13 protein-coding genes, 1 tRNA gene and 2 pseudogenes are annotated in these 18,929 nt (G+C 51.4%); 2 read left to right on the plus strand and 14 right to left on the minus strand.

All coding sequences use genetic code 11. The annotated features are described in order from the left end of the window. Positions 1–92 precede the first annotated feature (92 nt). The 5 genes from cbl to AC6I8T_RS13305 all read right to left on the minus strand — a co-directional run bounded on the left by cbl (position 93) and on the right by AC6I8T_RS13305 (position 6,311). A complete protein-coding gene (cbl, locus tag AC6I8T_RS13285) occupies positions 93–1,052 on the minus strand; it encodes an HTH-type transcriptional regulator Cbl (protein WP_021182774.1) in 960 nt (319 codons plus the stop codon). Positions 1,053–1,508: 456 nt separating this feature from the next. Next, positions 1,509–2,426 (minus strand): nitrogen assimilation transcriptional regulator NAC, encoded by a 918-nt coding sequence (nac, locus tag AC6I8T_RS13290; protein ID WP_021182773.1) that lies wholly within the window; start codon positions 2,424–2,426, stop codon positions 1,509–1,511. 397 nt (positions 2,427–2,823) lie between these two features. Next, on the minus strand, positions 2,824–3,846 hold the full coding sequence (locus AC6I8T_RS13295; protein WP_497834304.1) for an ABC transporter permease: 1,023 nt from the start codon (positions 3,844–3,846) through the stop codon (positions 2,824–2,826). 23 nt (positions 3,847–3,869) lie between these two features. Continuing rightward, complete coding sequence (locus AC6I8T_RS13300) at positions 3,870–5,354, minus strand: sugar ABC transporter ATP-binding protein (RefSeq protein ID WP_021182770.1); 1,485 nt, start codon at positions 5,352–5,354, stop codon at positions 3,870–3,872. A 33-nt stretch (positions 5,355–5,387) separates the two neighbouring features. Next, on the minus strand, positions 5,388–6,311 hold the full coding sequence (locus tag AC6I8T_RS13305; RefSeq protein WP_208724062.1) for a sugar ABC transporter substrate-binding protein: 924 nt from the start codon (positions 6,309–6,311) through the stop codon (positions 5,388–5,390). Positions 6,312–6,818: 507 nt separating this feature from the next. Between AC6I8T_RS13305 and AC6I8T_RS13310 the strand changes: the two genes are divergently transcribed. Further along, a tRNA-Asn gene (locus AC6I8T_RS13310) sits at positions 6,819–6,894 on the plus strand. 181 nt (positions 6,895–7,075) lie between these two features. After that, complete coding sequence (locus AC6I8T_RS13315) at positions 7,076–8,890, plus strand: patatin-like phospholipase family protein (protein WP_497833995.1); 1,815 nt, start codon at positions 7,076–7,078, stop codon at positions 8,888–8,890. A gap of 306 nt (positions 8,891–9,196) precedes the next feature. Here AC6I8T_RS13315 and proR read toward each other — a convergent pair. The 9 genes and pseudogenes from proR to AC6I8T_RS13360 form a co-directional block, all read right to left on the minus strand. Continuing rightward, a pseudogene (proR, locus tag AC6I8T_RS13320) lies at positions 9,197–9,310 on the minus strand (transcriptional regulator ProR); the annotation flags it as partial. Positions 9,311–9,555: 245 nt separating this feature from the next. Further along, positions 9,556–9,969 (minus strand): immunity 22 family protein, encoded by a 414-nt coding sequence (locus tag AC6I8T_RS13325; RefSeq protein WP_497833996.1) that lies wholly within the window; start codon positions 9,967–9,969, stop codon positions 9,556–9,558. Between the two features lie 296 nt (positions 9,970–10,265). Continuing rightward, on the minus strand, positions 10,266–10,679 hold the full coding sequence (locus tag AC6I8T_RS13330; RefSeq protein WP_497833997.1) for a hypothetical protein: 414 nt from the start codon (positions 10,677–10,679) through the stop codon (positions 10,266–10,268). Continuing rightward, positions 10,673–10,999, minus strand: a complete 327-nt coding sequence (locus tag AC6I8T_RS13335) for a hypothetical protein (RefSeq protein ID WP_497833998.1) — start codon at positions 10,997–10,999, stop codon at positions 10,673–10,675. Before AC6I8T_RS13335 ends, AC6I8T_RS13330 begins: the two co-directional genes overlap by 7 nt. 160 nt (positions 11,000–11,159) lie before the next feature. After that, positions 11,160–11,294, minus strand: a pseudogene (locus AC6I8T_RS13340) (RHS repeat-associated core domain-containing protein); the annotation flags it as partial. Positions 11,295–11,511: 217 nt separating this feature from the next. Further along, the gene (locus AC6I8T_RS13345; protein ID WP_497833999.1) at positions 11,512–12,042 is read right to left on the minus strand and encodes an SMI1/KNR4 family protein; all 531 of its coding nucleotides are present in this window, start codon (positions 12,040–12,042) and stop codon (positions 11,512–11,514) included. Positions 12,043–12,045: 3 nt separating this feature from the next. Further along, a complete protein-coding gene (locus tag AC6I8T_RS13350) occupies positions 12,046–16,581 on the minus strand; it encodes an RHS repeat-associated core domain-containing protein (RefSeq protein WP_497834000.1) in 4,536 nt (1,511 codons plus the stop codon). 2 nt (positions 16,582–16,583) lie between these two features. After that, positions 16,584–16,997 carry a DcrB-related protein gene (locus AC6I8T_RS13355; protein ID WP_497834001.1) on the minus strand — a complete coding sequence of 138 codons (414 nt, stop codon included), beginning with the start codon at positions 16,995–16,997 and terminating at the stop codon, positions 16,584–16,586. Next, positions 16,994–18,916 (minus strand): type VI secretion system Vgr family protein, encoded by a 1,923-nt coding sequence (locus tag AC6I8T_RS13360; protein WP_497834002.1) that lies wholly within the window; start codon positions 18,914–18,916, stop codon positions 16,994–16,996. Before AC6I8T_RS13360 ends, AC6I8T_RS13355 begins: the two co-directional genes overlap by 4 nt. Between the last annotated feature and the right edge of the window lie 13 nt (positions 18,917–18,929).

Below are 18,929 nucleotides of genomic sequence, written 5' to 3' on the forward strand. Positions count from 1 at the left end.
TTTTCTGCGACGGGGAAATAACACAGGTACGCGTTTTGCGACGGGAAAAGAAATTTTATGCTGTGCGGCCCGGATGGGCCGCGCAGGGGGGATTAGATCTGGAAATCGATTGCCGGTTCGTCGCCGGTTTCGTAGGAGAGCGCCTGACGTTTGATCTCTTCCAGCGACAGGTTGGCGTTACACAGTTCGAGGAACTGCCAGACATAGTTACGTTGCAGCTGGCCGCGCTTCAGGCCGAGCCATACGGTGTTGGCATCGAACAGATGATGTGCATCGATTTTCACCAGGTCTTCGCCATCATAGATGTCGCAAGCCTGGTCAGCGAGAATACCGACGCCCAGCCCCAGTTCGACATAGGTTTTCACCACATCAGAATCCTGTGCGCTGAGCACGATGTCTGGCTTTAATCCGGCGGCCTGGAAGGCCCGGTCAACACGCGAACGGCCAGTGATGCCCTGCCGATAGGTGATCAGCGGATAACGATTTAGTTGTCCCAGCGACACCGGCTCGCTCTGCAACAATTCATGATCGTGCGGCACCAGCAGCGAGTGATGCCAGCTAAACCACGGAAAAGCCGCCAGACTGGCGTTGTTCACCAGTTGCTCACTGGCGATGCCGATATCCGCTTCACCCGCCAGCAACATCGCCACAATTTCCTGCGGCGATCCCTGGTTCAGCTCCAGCCGCACATTGGGATAGAGTTGACGAAACGCTTTAATCACCCGTGGCAGGCTATAACGCGCCTGCGTGTGGGTGGTGGCGATGGTCAGCACCCCGCTGGTTTCATTGGTAAACACATCCGCGAGGCGGCGCACTTTACCCGCTTCATCGAGGATGCGTTCAGCAATGGTCAGCAATGCTTTGCCGGGTTCCGTCATCCCCAGCAGACGTTTGCCACGGCGGATGAAAATTTCAACGCCCAGCTCATCTTCCAAATCGCGTATATGGCGACTTACCCCGGATTGTGAGGTAAAGAGCGTATTGGCGACCTCTGTCAGGTTGAACTCGCAACGGGCTGCTTCGCGTATAATTTTAAGTTGCTGGAAATTCACACCCTTTTCTCCTGATTCCTGCCCTGTTTCTTCCATGTTATGAAGTTGCTGGCAGCACAACAAATAATTAAAAACGGTTTGTTATGCGGAATAGTAATAAGGGGATTGGAGGGAGACAGGTTGGTTCAAGAAGGTTCCACCCACCCACCGCCTGAAAGCCTGCTGCTTGCTTAATTGCGCGATCAATCGCGCCGCTACAAATGGCAGCACATTACTCGTAGCGGCGCGATTGATCGTGCAGGCAGCAATGATGATATGACAGCGAAGTTAACGTCGTGCAGCGGTGAAAGGCGGTGTTGAATTGTAGCGGCGCGATTGATCGCGCAAAAAAAGAGGCTGGCGCAAGGCCTGGGATTGCAAAGGGTGCGGCCAGGCACCCTTTGCTCGGTCGCCACACCGGCGAACTGCAACTACATCAGCCCAAGGCGAACGAAACCGGCACGAATCCAGCCGCTATCAGCTCACCAGCATCAGTTCACGATCTTCCACCATCGGCTTGTTCAGCAGCGACAGCAGGATATTCTTCACCGCCTGAGCCGACGGAGAGAGTGGCAGGCGCGCCGACACGTTCAGCGACAGCGGCAGGTTCAGAGATGGGCTATTGATACGCGCCATCCACGCATGAGTGGAACTCACCAACGCACGCGCCGCAGATTCCGGCAGCACGGTCACACCCATCCCGCTGGATACCGCTGCGGTCAGCGTCGAAATCGATTCGATTTCACCAATAATACGTGCACTCAGGCGACGCAGGGAGAAGGCTTCATCCACGCGTTTACGCACGGCGCTGTAGTCGCGTGGCAGGAACAGATTCATCTGTGCCACATCGGCCAAATCAACAGTTGCTCCCGGACAGTCAGTAGCACCGACCAGGTAGAGTTCTTCTTTCATCAGCGGAATGCTGTTGATGCCCGCAGTCGGTGCACGGTCATACAGCACCGCCATATCCAACTGACCGTTCATCACTTTTTCATTCAGCGACGTACCGCTGTTCTCGTGCAGATACACCAGCACATCCGGGTACTGCTCGCGGACGGTTTGCAGCAGCGGCATGGTCAGCGACGACGCTGCGGTTCCCGGCGCCAGACCAATCGAAACCTGACCATTCAGCGCCTGACCAGCATTGATCACAGCCGTCTGTGCCTGTTCACACTGGCGCAGGATGGTGCGAGCGTGGGCATAAAGAATTTTACCGGCTTCCGTCGGCGTCACACCACGCTTGGTGCGGATCAGCAGTTGCTGATCAAGTTCATTCTCCAGCGTAGCAACCTGCTGGCTAAGCGCGGGCTGCGCAATATGCAACACTTCTGCTGCCTGAGTCAGGCTGCCGATATCGACGATTTTTACAAAGTATTTCAGTCGTCTTAAGTTCATTTTGCCTCCGTAACGGATCCCCGAATGCCCAATTATAATTGGAGCTCTTAGCCTGCTGGCTTGTGTCATAAAGATTGCAATATGCAGGCCAGGTTTTATCAGTTCACAAAAAAGCTTTACCAGATTTTTCCTAACGGCGCGGAAAATAAGCGTTTCTGATTACCCCATAAGGGTTAATAAGCGCAGGGCATGGCACGGATTGTTGAAAGATTGCGCTGAATGCACCATTACGGTGCAGAAAATGCGAGGCAGATGTGCAAAAAAGTGATGACCCGACGTGCACCATTGGTGCAGGTCGGGTCATGGATATCACGCAACTACGCGTGGAGACTGGATTTCCTGGTACTGGCGCACAGGCTACCGTGCAAGGCAGTAGCCTGATTTACTCAGAAGGTCATTAGCGTTTCTTACGGTTACGATGCATGTCGATGGACACTGCCGCAACGATGATGATCCCTTTAATAATGTCTTGCACGTAGGCGTCCACACCGACGAAGGTAAAGCCACTTTTAATCAGACCGAGGATCACCGCACCGATCAGGGTGCCGGTAATACGTCCCACCCCCCCCATCAGGCTGCTACCGCCGATAACGGCTGCGGCGATGGCATCCAGTTCGTAAGCAAGGCCCATGCTGGATTGCCCACTGCTGACGCGCGCCGCCAGTACCACCCCGGCCAGGCCAGAAAGTGCCCCGGCAATGGTGTAGACGATGATCAGGTACTTATTCACGTTGATGCCTGACACTTTGGCGGAAGTCATGTTGCCGCCAATCGCGTAGACATATTTGCCGTAGCGGGTATGTTTCAGCGCGATATGGAACAGGAACGCTACCACCAGGAAGATGATAACCGGCATTGCGCCCTGGCCAATTGAGGTAAAGCCATCCGACAGGAAACTGATTGGGTTGCCCTGGGTGTAGTACTGCGCCAGACCACGAGCAGACACCATCATCCCGAGCGTAGCAATAAACGGCGGGATACCTGTGCGGGTAATCAGCACCCCGCTGACCAGACCACACAGCAGCCCTACCCCAATCCCCGCGACAATCGGAATCGCAGCAGGCAGGTTCACCAGCGAAGGATACATCGGCGACAGGCTATCGGAGGTTTGCGCCAGACTGGCCGCCACCACCGCCGTCAGGGCGATTACCGACCCTGAGGAGAGGTCGATACCGGTGGTAATGATGACCTGAGTCACCCCAACCGCGATGATACCGATAATCGCCACCTGCAATACAATCAGGACCAGACGGTTAGTGTTCAGCAGGAAGGATTGGTCACGCACATACCAACCCGCAATTTCGAAAATCAGGGCAATGCCCAGCATAACAACAAAAATACCGGTGTCTTTGGGCAGCTTGTGACGCAAGTTGCCGAAAAACGAAGTCTGCTCGGTGGCCTGGGAGGCCGTCACTTTCATGTTGCTCATGGTTGTCTCACGCCTCACTCGGATGCCAGCGACAAAATGGTTTCCTGGTCGGCCTCTTCTTTATTGAGGATGCCGGTTATACGTCCTGCGTGCATCACCATCACGCGGTCACTCATGCCGAGGATTTCCGGCAATTCTGACGACACCATAATGATGGCGACGCCACGGTTAGCCAGTTCACTGATCAGACGATAGATCTCTGCTTTGGCGCCTACGTCGATACCACGCGTCGGTTCGTCAAGGATCAGGATCTTCGGCTGCGCCAGCAGCCAGCGGGCAATCAGCACCTTCTGTTGATTCCCCCCGCTGAGGTTATTGATAATTTGGTCCATCGTCGGCGTTTTAATGTTCAGCTTACGGATCTGCTCCATGCAGTCCTGCGCCATTTTCATATGACTGACGAAGCCGCTTTTTCCGATGTAATCCGGCATGTTGACGATGCTCATGTTCTCCAGCACCGACAACACCAGGAACAACCCGGACTTTTTACGGTCTTCCGTCAGGAACGCCATGCCTTTTTCAATTGCAGTGGACGGTGAGTCGATCTTCACCGGAACGCCGTCAATCAGCACTTCGCCGCTGTCGAAACTCTCCATACCAAACAGGCTTTCCATCACTTCACTGCGTCCGGCCCCCACCAGCCCGGCAACGCCGAGGATTTCGCCTTTACGCAGGGTAAAATTGACATCCTGAAAGCGACCTTTGCTGTTGAGGTTACGTACCGTCAACACTTCTTCACCGATGGCGTTATTGAATTTCGGGAACAACTGGGTGAGTTCACGGCCTACCATCTGCGTAATCAGCGACTGACGGGTAAACTGCGTGGTGCTGTTGCTGCCCACCCAGGCACCGTCACGGAAGATGCTGATTTCGTCAGTGATGGAGAAGATCTCATCCATTTTGTGGCTGATATAGATGATGGCTTTGCCCTGCTCACGCAGGTCACGAATAATGGTGAACAGATGCGAGACTTCGGTTTCTGTCAGTGCCGAGGTTGGCTCGTCCATAATGACGATGTCTGAGTTCCACGACACCGCTTTGGCGATCTCCACCATCTGCTGCGCTGCGATGCTCAGTTCACCGACCATGCGCTCGGCTTTGAGACGGATATTGAGTTTGTTCAGCAGCTCTTGCGTCTGCCGGTTAAGCAACGCGTGATCGACAAAGCCGTATTTCATCGGTTCGCGACCCAACCAGATGTTTTCGGCCACGGTCATATGAGGCACCAGATTCAGTTCCTGGTGGATCATGGAAATCCCGGAACGCAGCGCGTCCATCGTGTCCTGAAACTGCACTGGCTCCCCTTTAATGCGGATGGTGCCCTTATCGGGACGATACATCCCGATAAGGCATTTCATTAAAGTGGATTTGCCCGCGCCATTTTCGCCCATCAGGGCATGTACCGACCCCGGTTTCACTCGCAGTGAGACATTATCGAGTGCCTTCACTCCAGGGAAGAACTTGCTGATGCCTTCGGCTTCAAGCGCAAAAGCGGTCATACATCACCTCCGTACGGCTTTGTCGGGTTCGGTTTATTTCTGGTTCATGCTGGCGAACTTGGTGTAGTTGTCTTTGGTGATCAGCTGGAACGGGATGTCGACGATCTTCTGTACCTTTTCACCGTTGACCAGTTTGATAGCAGTTTGCACTGCACCTTCACCCTGGCCTTTGGCGTCCTGGAACACACTGGCGACCATTTTGCCGTTTTTGATCATCTGCAACGCATCAGGCGTACCATCTACACCAGCAACCAAAATGTGGTTCGGGTTTTTGCCCAGAGCCTGTAAAGCACCGATCGCCATTTCGTCGTTGTTGGAGGCAATAGCCTGGATATCATCCCCCGCAGTCAACCAGTTACTCACCACATCCACCGCATCGTTGCGGGTGAATTTTGCAGTTTGCTTCTGTACCACTTTGATGTTCGGATATTTTGCCACCACCGCTTCAACGCCTTTGGTACGCTCACGGGTTGATTCGTTCGCAAGGTCACCCAACAGGATGGCGACGTTACCTTTACCGTTCATCGCTTTGGCTAATGCTTCCATTTGCAGACGACCTGCCAGTTCGGAGTCGGAACCCACGAAAGCCATTTTGTCGGTGAGTTCGCCCGCCGGTTTACGGTTAACAAAGACCAGCGGGATACCGGCTTTGCTTGCTGCATCAATCACTGGTTTTACCGCATTGGTGTCAACTGGGTTAACAATGATGGCGTCCACGCCCTGCCCGATAAAGTTCTGCACCTGTTGCAGCTGCTGTGCAACGTCGCCCTTAGCGTCTTCCACCTGCCCTTTGATGTTGTCTTTTTGCATCTCTTTTTGCATTGAGGTACGCAGAATGGTCAGAAAGTTGTCATCAAACAACGCCATAGAAACACCAACCTGGAGATCTTTTGCCATTGCAGCGGCAGGTAACATGCAAACTAACAGGGAAGTCACTAACGCTTTTTTAATGTTCATAGGTAACCCTTCTTTATCGTTAACATGCACAGGTTGGCTGATACCTCGAATGAAAAAATTCTTTTACATTCACTCAACGTCACTGGCGTTTTTTATCTGGTTGTAGAGGTAAGGCTTCTGGTTTAACGTTATCGGTTTGCAACAACTCCTTTCTGTAACTTGTTCCTTATCAACAAGTTATTTTCAAAACAGCGTTTCGGGTTGTAAAAGTTGTTCCGCCAGTGATGATAAGCAGTTCATTTATTCCATCTCGATGCCATTTGAAATTTTCATCATAAAAGCACTGAAACGATTGTTTTAAAATCGGCAAATAACAAAACTTTGACACGCATCTAACATCTGCGAGGAATTGCGTTTAAAGTGAGATCTTGCTGGCAGTTTGAATTGTGATCATTCAAGGCAGAAAAACAGCAATCCGCTGCTTTTCCGCGCACTTAAACCAAAAGTGTGCAGGAGGGCTTTGACAACGGGAATCGGCATCGCTAATATGCGCCTCGTTCCAACGATTCCTCTGTAGTTCAGTCGGTAGAACGGCGGACTGTTAATCCGTATGTCACTGGTTCGAGTCCAGTCAGAGGAGCCAAATTCTGAAAAGCCTGCTTTCTAGCAGGCTTTTTGCTATGTGTAATCAGGACCTTCATCGATACCTGCCCTGCCATTGTCATTAGCCCTCCTTTTGTCCGTTGACATTCCCAACAACATGTTTGAAATATTTTGATACACCCGGGTGACGCATCCCGTTAATGCATTGAGGGTAGAGCAAAATGCCAATATCTAAGTTCCTGCTTTTAACCATTGGTCTCATAGCTAACATAGCAATGGCAGATGAATGTAGCAGCACCGATACAGGCGGTTACTTTAAGCGACATAGCCTTAAAGAAACCACAGCCAGGACCATCGCATGTGATTATCAAAATGAACAAAAGATGTCTCTTTATGATGGTGAAATTGGGCTTGCGTTATCCGGTGGTGGCACGCGCGCGGCCCTCTTCTCTCATGGGATTATACAAGGCCTGCACGATAATGGGTTGCTCGATAAAATAAGCATTATCTCTTCTGTGTCCGGTGGGGGGTATGCTGCCTACTGGTTAATTGCCAACAGCCATCAGGCACAAAAAGAAACGTTCAAGCAGCAAAAAATATTTGAAGACTGCGTACCCATTTGGGCGACCAGGGAGGGTTCCGATGACAGACGGATTTTGAACAACGTACCTGATATGCCTCGTTGCCCAAACAATAATTATCTCCTCCACAAAAATCCATCTTACCTGCAAGACGCCTACCGCTGGCAGGCTAATATTGCAACGCATCCTGATCTTTTTCGCAAAACCCCAACTAACGTTAAAGGTGATGCTCAGAAAACTAATTGGCTAAAGCTTTTAGAAGTAGTCGCGAAAGGAACATACGATGCAACAATATTATCAAAAGTGGGAGGTGGACTGACTGGTTCACTATATGAACAGGGGATTAAGCGCGTATGGGGCCCTCTACCAGAACATTCGATGCAGACCATTGATCTGAATTGGTCTCAGCTTCAGGCAGATTATAACAAACACAAGCTACCGTTTTGGATCCTGAATAGCAGACACGATCAGAAGAGTGTCGAAAATGTGGATGAAGAACGTATTTACGAAATCACTCCCTATGCTCACGGTTCTGAAGAATTAGGCTATACCACTTTACCGTTCCCCTTTAAAAATATTTCGACCGCAGTGCGATTGTCCGGGGCTTTTGTCGATTATCAGGGACTCACCCCAGATAACCAAATGGGGAGGTTTATGAAAGCGATGCGACTGATATCCAGCACCACCTGGGGTGAAGAGATTTCAGTTCCCGACGCTCAAACCAATAAAAAAGTTCGGTTAAGTGATGGAGGTGGTGAAGAAAATCTGGGTGTTATCAGTCTGATACGCCGTGGGGTCAAAAATATAATTATCGCTGATGGAAGCTACGACCGAAGTGGAACAATGGAAGATCTTTGCCGGGTTAAACGTATACTGGAAAAGAATTCAATGCAGATAACATTTTCCAGCCTGCCTGACCTGCCAGATGTATGTGCAGGGCGAAAGGCTTATAACATTTCGAGGTGGCTCAATAAGGTTTTGCCAGGAAATATCAGTTGGAATAGTCAACAACATCAGCCAATAAAGGTTTTCTATTTCAAGCTTGGCTGGAATGAGCCTTATTTTCAGCGACAATTGAACGCTTACCACCAGAAAAAAGTTGATGCAGCAGAACCTGCTGCTGCGTTCCTGACCTTTTTCTATTTAAATAACGCTAGCTTGCGCAATAAAAATGACAAGAATATGTATTTCCCCCAAATAAACACCGCGAATTTGACCCTGAACTCAAGCTCTTATCTCTTCTGGGGTTATCGCGAGCTTGGACGCTATATGGCAAGAGAGTTGGATGCCAGCGCTATTAATAATTCGGGGAAAATTAAAGTATGTGTGCAGAAGGCAGACAATTTAAGTGCTCAGGAAAAACTTTCAGAACAAACACCTGTAGCCAGAGATGGCAGGATGTTTTCGGCTTGTTTGAACGGAGAAAATGTTATGCTTTCCGAAGTTAAAATTTAATTTTTTCTCTTTTTCAAAAGATATGAGTACAGGGCTTTTGAAAATAAACCAAATCACAAGAGGTTAACGTGCTGCTCCCGGCAGGCGCGATAAATCGCGCCGCTACGCTCTTGTACGGCAATCCCGGCTGGCATAAATACCGCTCCAATACAGCGTAAGAATTTATTAGCACCAGTAAATAACGGCTTGACGTTCAACACGATATCTACAGCTTGGTGAGGTGTTTGGCTGAGTCGCTGAATTACTCAGACCTGACTCCTTCACGCTATTACAGAAACAAACGCACCTACGCACTCTCCCCTGATTTCACACTACAAAATCGTAATGTGAACCGTCTGGCAACTCAACATCAACACGCAGCTTGCCACCCGCCGCTTAAACATAGCGTTTTAGCGTCGATAGCTTCACATCCCGCCCTGGCTACGACAGAGGGTTTTTCATCAGCCAGTAATTGTTCCAGCGTACGCCCCATACATCACTCTTTCTTTGTCAGTTGCTGGAGATGCCCGGTCAGTAGTCTAAGGAAGAGTTGCAGGGAGGTTGTGAGTGAGGTTGGGAGAAGTGAGAGGGTTGAAGTTAGTCATAAAAAAAGCCGGAAAGGCCATAATAATCAATTCCGGCGTAACATTATAAAGTTACGAGTGCATCATTTATCAGATGATAACCTAATCGCCTTTGAAGCAACCAATATATTTTAATCCTTTAAAATCACTTCCTATAGCAGGAAGGTGGTCAATGTCAGAGCTTGAATACCATAAAATAGAATTTGCTTTATTAATCCCCAAACTCAAGCATGTTTTTTTTACGTTATTCATCTCACTCTGGTCAACGGCTGCTTTCTGAAGAATTTCGTCAAGAGGTATATCTTTATCTTCTCTTGGTATAATTCCAATAAAATCATCATCATACCAATTTATGCCAAGATACTGACAAAACGCACAAACTTTATAGGAGGGATCTTCAAAATCACCTTCGGTGGAGTAATCCAGCTCGAAGTATTTAAAATAGTCGCCCTCTGAATCATGATTACTTCCTATCCAAAGATGTACACTATCAGCTTCGTAAGCATTACTCATCATGAGCATCCTGTTCGTTTCATGTGGATCGAATGGTATTTTTCTATAATATCCATAGCTCGCATCTTAGTTTCAGCATTTATTAAGTCACTGATAAGTTAGTGATAGTGTTTGAGTTCTTCGGGGAATTTTGTGTTAAAGGAAGAGTTACAGGGAAGACTGGATGCGTTGTCAGGAAAAGAGATGAGGATTAAATTAACAGCAAAATAAGGCCGGAAGTTTAGATATGTTCGCCTCCGACTTGTTTATGGCTCGATTTATTTAATTATTTCTTTATCACTGCATAACAAGAAGAAATATCACCCATATAAATAATCAAACCAAGCATCAAAATTTGAAGGCCCAATTAAATTTTCCACTCGAAATCTCAAATCATTTACAAAATCATCTTTAATAACATCATCAGCTATGACTAACGAGTCATCAGACAAACTTTGATATCCTGATTGTACAGCCATGATCGTATCAAGTGAAAATATTTTTATAGGTGAATAACCAGTTTCTATTTTTATATCACTCGGCTTTAACGAAGAATAAAACTCATGCAATTCAGATGATGATAATATTTTCACCCTTGTTTCATCACTAATATCTTCAGGTAGTGTTGTTGAATCCATTCCTGCGATTGAATACTTATTTAAAATAAACACCAACTTTTTAATCGCGTCATTTACATCTATCATAATCACCTCTGAAAATATTAAGTTCAACACTTAACCATTCTTGTTCGTGTTGTCACACGATCGATGAGTCGTCCTTTGCCCGCATTTTCAAAATTACCCCAATGCTCCTGGAGACTATGAAGATGCTCATCAAAACCGCTCGGATGGTTCCCATTCTGCAAGAAAACAATATTTCTCGCATCCCCCTGCCAGAGAGTTCCAAGTTCACCATTACCCTTAACACTATTAATATGATGACCTGTATACCCCATTTCAGACATAATTGAAGTGAGTTGCCGATTATTTGTAGTATTGAGGATTACTTCTTTCTCTGCCGCAGACCAATCGCGTATTCCTCCACCAGCAGCCACTAATTCGCGTTCCTCTCCCTATGCACGGCTAATTGCTGTTGCCCTTGCTCCTGGCTGAGCAGTGATAGATGAATTAGGTTTATAACGAACCAAATCATCAGCCGATAAACCCCATTGGTCATCCAACCCAGAGGTTCTGGCACATACCCCTACAAATTCAACCCATCAACCCTATCGGGTCCAACTGGGTGTAACGCCCGCCGCACGGGTCATAGTACCGGAAAGTGTTATAGTGCAGACCGGTTTCGCGGTCAAGGTACTGCCCCTTAAAGCGCAGGTTCTGCGATACTTCCCAGTCAACACCGGTGCACCGGCTGTTAATATTGCGCGGCCAAAAAACCGCACAAGAGTTTTAAATAAGGAAACTTTGTGAAACTGTTAAAACAGCTTGTCGTATTTTATGTAAATAAAGAGGAGGATTTATAGCAAGATCGGAAATGAGAGGGGCAATAGATGACGGGAAGATAAAGCTGGAAGGTTCGTTAAAATCGCATCCAGCCTCAACTAAAAACCTATATTTTATCGAAATCTATATTTTTATATGGGAAGCCACCTGGAAATGAATCAGGATTTATCTTTTTGGATAAAACACCGAAAATCAAAGAGGTAATATTTTCATCAAAGTATTCAACATCAGGAGATCTCGATGCGACTATTGCAGTTTTCCAGGAATTGCTATTTTCCTTATCATTTACAACCCAAAACAAATAATCACCATTATCAGTTACGCCTACTGGCAAAAGGCCATCATCGTTAGGATATAGGATATATTTATAATAATCAGCATCTTCCTGAATAAGATAATTAAAATCCTCAATAATCAGACTTTTCTGCTCAAAAAAGTTTATATCTTCATTTTTTGAAAATGGGTTAAACAATGCAATAAAATCTGCAATTCTACCGGTGCCATAAGCGCTAATGAATTCAACATAATCTTCTGGGAATTCTATCTTATCATCGATGAGGGGCCAAATTTCACCGTTCCCATTTTCATTAGGCAATGCGGGAGGGATTAAAATGTTTTTCAAATTCGAAATAGTCATTTTTTACATTCCTGGAGGATTAAGAAGGGTCACATGCTCATAGAAGCCACCACTACCTTCTGCACTTATTGTTATCCCCGCAGGGATTCTTGAAGGTCCTTTGTATATTGGTGTTACCGACATATCAACTGTCTCCCCTCGTTCTAAAGCCTTTCTTATACGTCCTTCAACACTACTCATATCAGGCGTGTTAACTGGACGATGCTGGATAGTGACCAGATTTCTTACATCATCACCTGAGCCCCCCAATTGCCGCCCCAGCAAATGCCCACGAGCACGATTGGACCCGGCACCGGTAATAAATCCAGGTGGTTGAATCGCAGGATTCGCATGCGTGCCTGTATTTATATCGCTAGCATCCAATCTGGCCCTAACACCAGTAGGACGACCTAGCTCATCCAATTCTCCATAGCGAATATTGCAATTGCTTAACCCTAAGGGATCTACCCAATTTCCGGGGTTTGGCACATACCCATACAAATTCAACCCACCCATCAACCCTATCGGGTCCAACTGGGTGTAACGCCCGCCGCACGGGTCATAGTACCGGAAAGTGTTATAGTGCAGACCGGTTTCGCGGTCAAGGTACTGCCCCTGGAAGCGCAGGTTCTGCGGCACATCCCAGTCAACACCAGTGCGTTCTCGTGTGGTGCGTCCCCAGGCGGAAAACACCCCCTGCCAGACAGTGTCACCGCAATTATTTGTCACCCGGTCTGGCAACCCATTGATCTCGGTGTGATACCAGTAAACCTCAGCGTGTTGCTGATAACTGTCGATGCGCGCTATCGGTTCGTAGCTGTTTTCAGCATAGACATACTGCACCGCAGCTTCGGGTTTGCTGTCGCTGTGCTCACCCACCATCTGCATGCCGGACCACGCGTAATGCGTGCATTCGGGCTGCACCGCATTGCGCCGCCACACCTGCTTGCCGATGCGACGGCCCAGCGCATCGTATTGATACTGCGCGCGGGTATATTCGGCATCCCCCTCAATCAACACCTCGCAAATGCGGTGTTCATCGTCGTAACTAAAATGCTGCACAATGCCGCGCTGGCTATCATGTCGTTCGGTTATACGACCAAAACCGTCGTATTCCCAGCGAATGCCTTCCAGGCGCTTCAACAGGTTATCCCACACCGGATGCAGATCTTCGCTGGTGCGGTTATCCGCCGCGTCATACCAGAAACGTTCCTCGCCGCCCGGCTGAATGCTGCGCGTCATTCTGCCTGCGGCATCATAGCCCCATAAAGACTGACTGTATTTTTCTGCCGGGCTGGAAGGTGCGCCATCGGTGACAATCTGGCGAATGATTTGGTCAGCGCGATCCCACTGATAACGCCGTTCCGACACCAGCCGCTGGCGCAAATTATCGACGCTGCGACGCTGGGTAATGCGCCCGGCAATGTCGTACTGCGTCTCCAGTTCCAGTTCACCCTGGGTGCGATGCGTTTCGCGATGCAGACGGTCACGCTGATAGCCCGCCAGCGCATGCGTCCGCCCACCTAACGTTAACTGCATCTCCAGCAGATGGCCGGTACCGTAGCGCAGGTACTGCATTTCACGCCCATCGGGGTACACAGAAGCGCTCAGGTTGCCCAGCGCATCATACTGGTGGCGATATTCGCCAGAATGATTCTGTTCACTGACCAGCCGACCCAACGGGTCGCGTTGGAATACCATCACTTCCGCGCCAGTCGGTTCACATTCGTTGATGATGGCCTGGCGCCATGCATCGTATGAGAAGCGGTGGATCTCGGTGCTCAGAGCATGGTAGCGATACTCGGTGCGGTGCTGCGGCGTTTCGCGCGCCGCCATCCTGCCCAGAACATCGTATTCATAATTCACCACCGTTGGTGCCAGTTGACTGTCGCGCACCGGGTGACGGATCAACGTCTCCACCTGCTGCACGCCGTTGTACTGGTATTCGGTTTTACGTCCGGCGTAGTCCTGTTGCTGCGTGAGCAGTCCGGCTGGCGTGTAGTCAAAATGCCACTGCTGTCGGTTGCCGTTGGTTAGTGTCACCAACCGTCCGGCCCGGTTGAAGTCATAGCGAGTCACCTGTCCGGCGGGATCAACCGCCTCAATCACCTGACCGCGCGCATTGAGCGTTACCCTGCGTTCCAGCATGCCATCAATATTCTGACCGCATAGCAACCCGGCCTGGTTGTACTTAAACAGCGTTTCCCGCCCGTCGGCGCGAACATAGGTTTGCAGGCGTCCCGCTGCGCTCCACTGGTAGCGATCGGTGTTACCCAGTGCATCGGTAGTGCTGATCAATTTTCCACAGGCATCGTACTGCCGCTGGCTTTGATAGCCCGAGCAGTCCTCTTCACGGATCAACTGCCCGCGCATGTCCCACCAGAATTGATGGCTGTTTTCCAGCGCATCGATACGTCGCGTCAGATCGCCCTGTTCATTCCATTCAAAACGGGTAACGCCGCCTGCGGGATCGGTCAACGCGACCACATCACCCGCCAGATTGTAGTCGTATTGCCACAATGCGCCGTCCGGCAGTACCTCCTTGAGCGGCAGCGCGTACAGCGGATGCCAGGTGGTGATGCGGGTGCGATCCAGTGGGTCGCGCTCCATCGTCATATTGCCGCGTTCATCCCAGGCGTATTCCCAGCGTGCACCACCTGGCTGCGTCATCGCCAGAAGTTGCTCGCTGCTCGCCGCCCAGTCGAACGACCAGTCTCCACCGTGTGGGTCGGTCCAGGCGGTAATACGGCTGAGGGCGTCCCAGTGGTGCTCGCTGCTGACGCCTTCATCATTGCTGACACACGCAAAGCGCTGCTGCTCATCTGTCTCAATGCGCCAGCTCTCCAGCACCTCATCCCGTTCGTCGCATACCTGATACGCATGGACGCGCCAGTGCCGTGAGTTATGAGCAGGCCGCCACTGATACCGGATCGTTAGTCCGGTCGCATAGCTGTGCCATGCCATCATATCGCTCGCCTGATCCCAGCCGTAGCGACGAGTGACGATAGCGTCGGCGTCCGTCACGGTCGTCAGTTGCCCCTGGTCGTTATAACCGTAGGTAACCAGCAGATGACGTGCCCCTGCCGCAATCTGGTAAACCGCGCTCAGACGCCCGGAATGCGTGCCATATTCCAGTTCCACATCCAGCGCGTCGTTATCGCTGGAAATACGAACCAGTTTGCCTTCATCATTCCAGCTAAAATGCTGTACGTTTTCGTGGCGGTCATAGAGACGATGGATGCGCCACTCGCCCGGTCGCGTTGGATCCGGCTCAAACAACTGATGCTCACCTTCGCTGGTCTGCATCACCATCGCGCCATTCGGGCTGCAAAACAGCTTCAGCCCCTCCTGCTGAAAATCAATCACATCGCCAGGGTTGACCTCCCCCATGCCCAGCTCGCGTCCGGTCATGTCCTGGTAGATCAGTTGATTACCCGGCAAGCGCCAGAGGCGAACTTCAAACGGCAGCATCCAGCCAGTACCGAGCATACCGGTAGCCAGATTGCGGCTGTGGTAGATACGCTGCCAGTAGAGCGGCATACGATCCGGCAGGACAAAATCGAGATCCTCTTCGCGTGCGAGGATTTTGGCCCCGGTGGCGATATTTACCGGGTGTAAGGTCTGGACAGCGGCTTCCATGCCAATGTTGCCGAAAATCGGGCAGATCGTTTCTTTTGCCAGATCGCGCAAAATCAAGCGGCTGAAGCCAAAGCGGTACAGCTCCGGCAGGATACCCACCAGCGCACCGCCGATCAGGTTCCCCGCCATGTACGCCCAGATATTTTTACCGCTGTGGATGTCACGAACCGTAATGGTATCGCCACCGATGCGCACCCGCGGATTTTCACTCAGTTTGATTTCCGCTTCGCAGGTACTTTTGTGTCCGTTACGTGCGGCGGGTTGATTGTTGATCAGTACCTTTTTCGAACCCTGCGCAATAAAATTGCTGCTGGTGACCATATGACCTTTGGTGCAGGCCACGGTATCGAGCGGCAGCGGAGTCGCATACGGACTGGCGCTCTCCACCACCGGCTGCATCAGGCTGGTCCAGACGTTTTTACCCCAATCCTTAACATCATCCAGTGAGAGATGACTGGCTCGCTCGGCTACCGCCATCAGCGCGGCACCGGGGTTAAGCGCGGTCTTCATTGCCGCCGCCACGCCGGTCAGCGCCAGCATGCCTACCGCCGCCCAATCGATGCCATTGTCAGCCGCCGCTGGCGCATTAAGATAATCGCGCGACACGCTACCCGCCGCGCGCGCCGCCAGCTTCCCTTTGATATGGACGTTGCCGGATCCGCTGACAATAAACGCATCCGGCGGTCCGGGGTCAATAAGGCTGTCGACCAGTGACGCCGCCGCATTGCTGATCGTCTCCAGGCCGCCACTGAACACCAGCGTAGCTATTGCTACGCCACCCAGCAGCGCACCAACGCCGGTTCCGGCGGCGATCACGATGCCAGCGACAATCGCGCCTTCCACCAGGCCGCCGACAAAATCCGCCAGCGCCGAACTGTGCACCAGCGGATCGCCGATACGCGCCGCGAGATAATCTGTCATCCTCAGCCTCCCGGTTGCAGACCAGCTTTGATCGCGGTCCAGAAGGCATCTGCATTCGCATCAAACGGCTGCATCCGGCTGAGGGTAAACGCCAGCAAATGGTCATTCACTCGTGCCACGGCGAGCTTTTCATACACCATCACATGTTGATTTTCGAAGCGCAGTGCCACCTCACGCGCCGGTAAACCGGCAACGTCGCTGTCCACCACCGGCCCCAACACCACCTTTTTCATATTGCGTTTAATTTTGGCCAGTTGCTGGCTGAGGTATTGCTCCTCATCCCCCACCGGGATATCCCACGCACGGGTGATCACCAGGGTCGCATCGGCGAACTTCAACACATTGATGCTGTGATCCTGGACTGCGCCAGGCAGGTTAAGTACCCCTTCAGAGAGGGCAAAAGGGACGGTTTTCATGCGTTATCTTTTCCTTGATTAAATGCCGCTTTGACGGCGTCCTGGATTTGCGCCGGGGTTGGCTCTACGGCGGGCAGTGCGCCGGGTTGCTTCAGGTTGAGATCCAGCGTTCCGCCGGTGTTGATCTGGCCAGTGCCGGATGCATCAATATTAAAATTCACGCATTGCAACGTGACCTGACCGTTAGCACCTAATTCCAGCACCGACTGGCCCGCCACCAGGCGGATGCCGCTGTCGGAAGCCTGCACAATCGCCCCCTGGACACGCTGAATAAAACCGCCACCCACCAGTTGGGAGTGGGCCAGTTGCGTCGCCTCCGTGTGGCTACCTGACACCGTGCCGTTGTAGTCCTGGGTGACACTGACGGTACGCGAACCGCCAACGCTGTGGGTCTCGTCGTTTTTGACGTTAGTATCCATGTTCTTCTGTGCCTGGATCCATAGCTGCTCTTCGCCCGCCTTATCCTCAAAACGCAGCGCATTGGCGGTGTCTGACGTGCCATCTTTCGAGCGACTGAGAAATCCCATCTGCGTCGCCGCCGCGGGCAGCGCCCAGGGTGGCATACTCGCCTCGTTATACACGCGGCCAATGATCAGCGGGCGATCCGGGTCACCATTGATAAAATCCACCACCACTTCATCGCCGACACGCGGGATCTGCACCCCACCAAAGCCCTGGCCCGCCCAGGCACTGGAGACTCGCACCCAGCACGAACTGGTGTCGTCACCTTTTGCCAGTCGGTCCCAGTGGAATTTCACCTTCACCCGGCCATAGCGGTCGGTCCAGATCGATTCACCTTTTGGCCCCACCACTTTCGCGGTCTGCGGGCCATGCGTTTTCGGCCACGGCGTTCTGGGGGGCGCACGATAGGTGATCGTGGTGGGTAACACGGTAAAGGTGATGTTGTGCGATGCGGTGACATCGCCGCTGGCATAGCTGTTTTCCTCGAAGCGATATTCCGCACTGGTGGTCAGATACTCACCGTTGTCGCTGAAATGTGGCGCATTGAGCAGCTCAAAGGTGTAACCGGGCGCAATGCCGGTCGCCGTACCGGTACCGCTGACACTGTGATGCTCCACTTCCCACACTTCCTGGCGGATGCGGGTATAGAAATCGCCGTGGCTGTGATCAACAAAATGGCCCGGCCAGTCGTACACATCCACCGTACCCGGCGTGGGCGCGACCGGATTCTGCCGTGCCTGCAACATCCAGGCATTCGGTTTGCGGAAATCGTAATCGTCGGTGCTGTACATCCCCGGCGTGACGCTCTCTGCCAGCGACCACTGGCTGATCCCCTCTTCCGTTACGCTGCCACCGGAAACGGCAACGTGGTAGGGAATGGTGGCGTAGCCGCTAAACGGCTGATGCTGATCGGCCGCATCGCACAACACCAGCGTATGTTTATCGGACTCGTGGCGGAACCAATAGTAGATCCCCTCCAGCTCCATCAGACGGTTGATAAAATCGAAGCTGCTTTCCTGGTACTGCACGCAGTACTCCCACACCCGATAGCTGCTGGCGAGCTTTGACTCGACATTGACGTTGTACTCCTTCAACAACGTCTGCACGATCTGCGGCACCGTCTGGCTCTGGAAAATACGCAGGTTACGATCACGCTTCATCGGCCACAGGTCCGGCTCGACGGTCAGCGCATAAACCGCATAACGCGTGCCGTTCAGCTCCTCGCTGCGTACCGCTACGCGGGTGATCTTGCCGTTGATATAGCGTGGCGTAAGCAGATTCTGGGTCGGCAACGTAAAAGTAACCGCTTTACCCAACAGGGCATGACGATCGATGCGGGCATCGGTCGACAGCAGGTCCGCCTGAAGGGTGAATGATTCTGACAGGGCTTCACGCCCGCTGAGTTTCCAGAACAGCAGGCCCTCCGTGGGCAGCTGGACGGTGATGCGTGAGAACATAAGTAAATCCCGG

It is taken from the genome of Pantoea sp. X-Soil-OKNW-556, assembly GCF_059730695.1.

Bases quoted from the DNA above. Each gene is read 5' to 3' on its own strand.
- nac (WP_021182773.1), bottom strand. From the start codon at position 2,426: ATGAACTTAAGACGACTGAAATACTTTGTAAAAATCGTCGATATCGGC.
- AC6I8T_RS13295 (WP_497834304.1), bottom strand. From the start codon at position 3,846: ATGAAAGTGACGGCCTCCCAGGCCACCGAGCAGACTTCGTTTTTCGGC.
- AC6I8T_RS13300 (WP_021182770.1), bottom strand. From the start codon at position 5,354: ATGACCGCTTTTGCGCTTGAAGCCGAAGGCATCAGCAAGTTCTTCCCT.
- AC6I8T_RS13305 (WP_208724062.1), bottom strand. From the start codon at position 6,311: ATGAACATTAAAAAAGCGTTAGTGACTTCCCTGTTAGTTTGCATGTTA.
- AC6I8T_RS13315 (WP_497833995.1), top strand. From the start codon at position 7,076: ATGCCAATATCTAAGTTCCTGCTTTTAACCATTGGTCTCATAGCTAAC.
- AC6I8T_RS13325 (WP_497833996.1), bottom strand. From the start codon at position 9,969: ATGATGAGTAATGCTTACGAAGCTGATAGTGTACATCTTTGGATAGGA.
- AC6I8T_RS13345 (WP_497833999.1), bottom strand. From the start codon at position 12,042: ATGACTATTTCGAATTTGAAAAACATTTTAATCCCTCCCGCATTGCCT.
- AC6I8T_RS13350 (WP_497834000.1), bottom strand. From the start codon at position 16,581: ATGACAGATTATCTCGCGGCGCGTATCGGCGATCCGCTGGTGCACAGT.
- AC6I8T_RS13355 (WP_497834001.1), bottom strand. From the start codon at position 16,997: ATGAAAACCGTCCCTTTTGCCCTCTCTGAAGGGGTACTTAACCTGCCT.
- AC6I8T_RS13360 (WP_497834002.1), bottom strand. From the start codon at position 18,916: ATGTTCTCACGCATCACCGTCCAGCTGCCCACGGAGGGCCTGCTGTTC.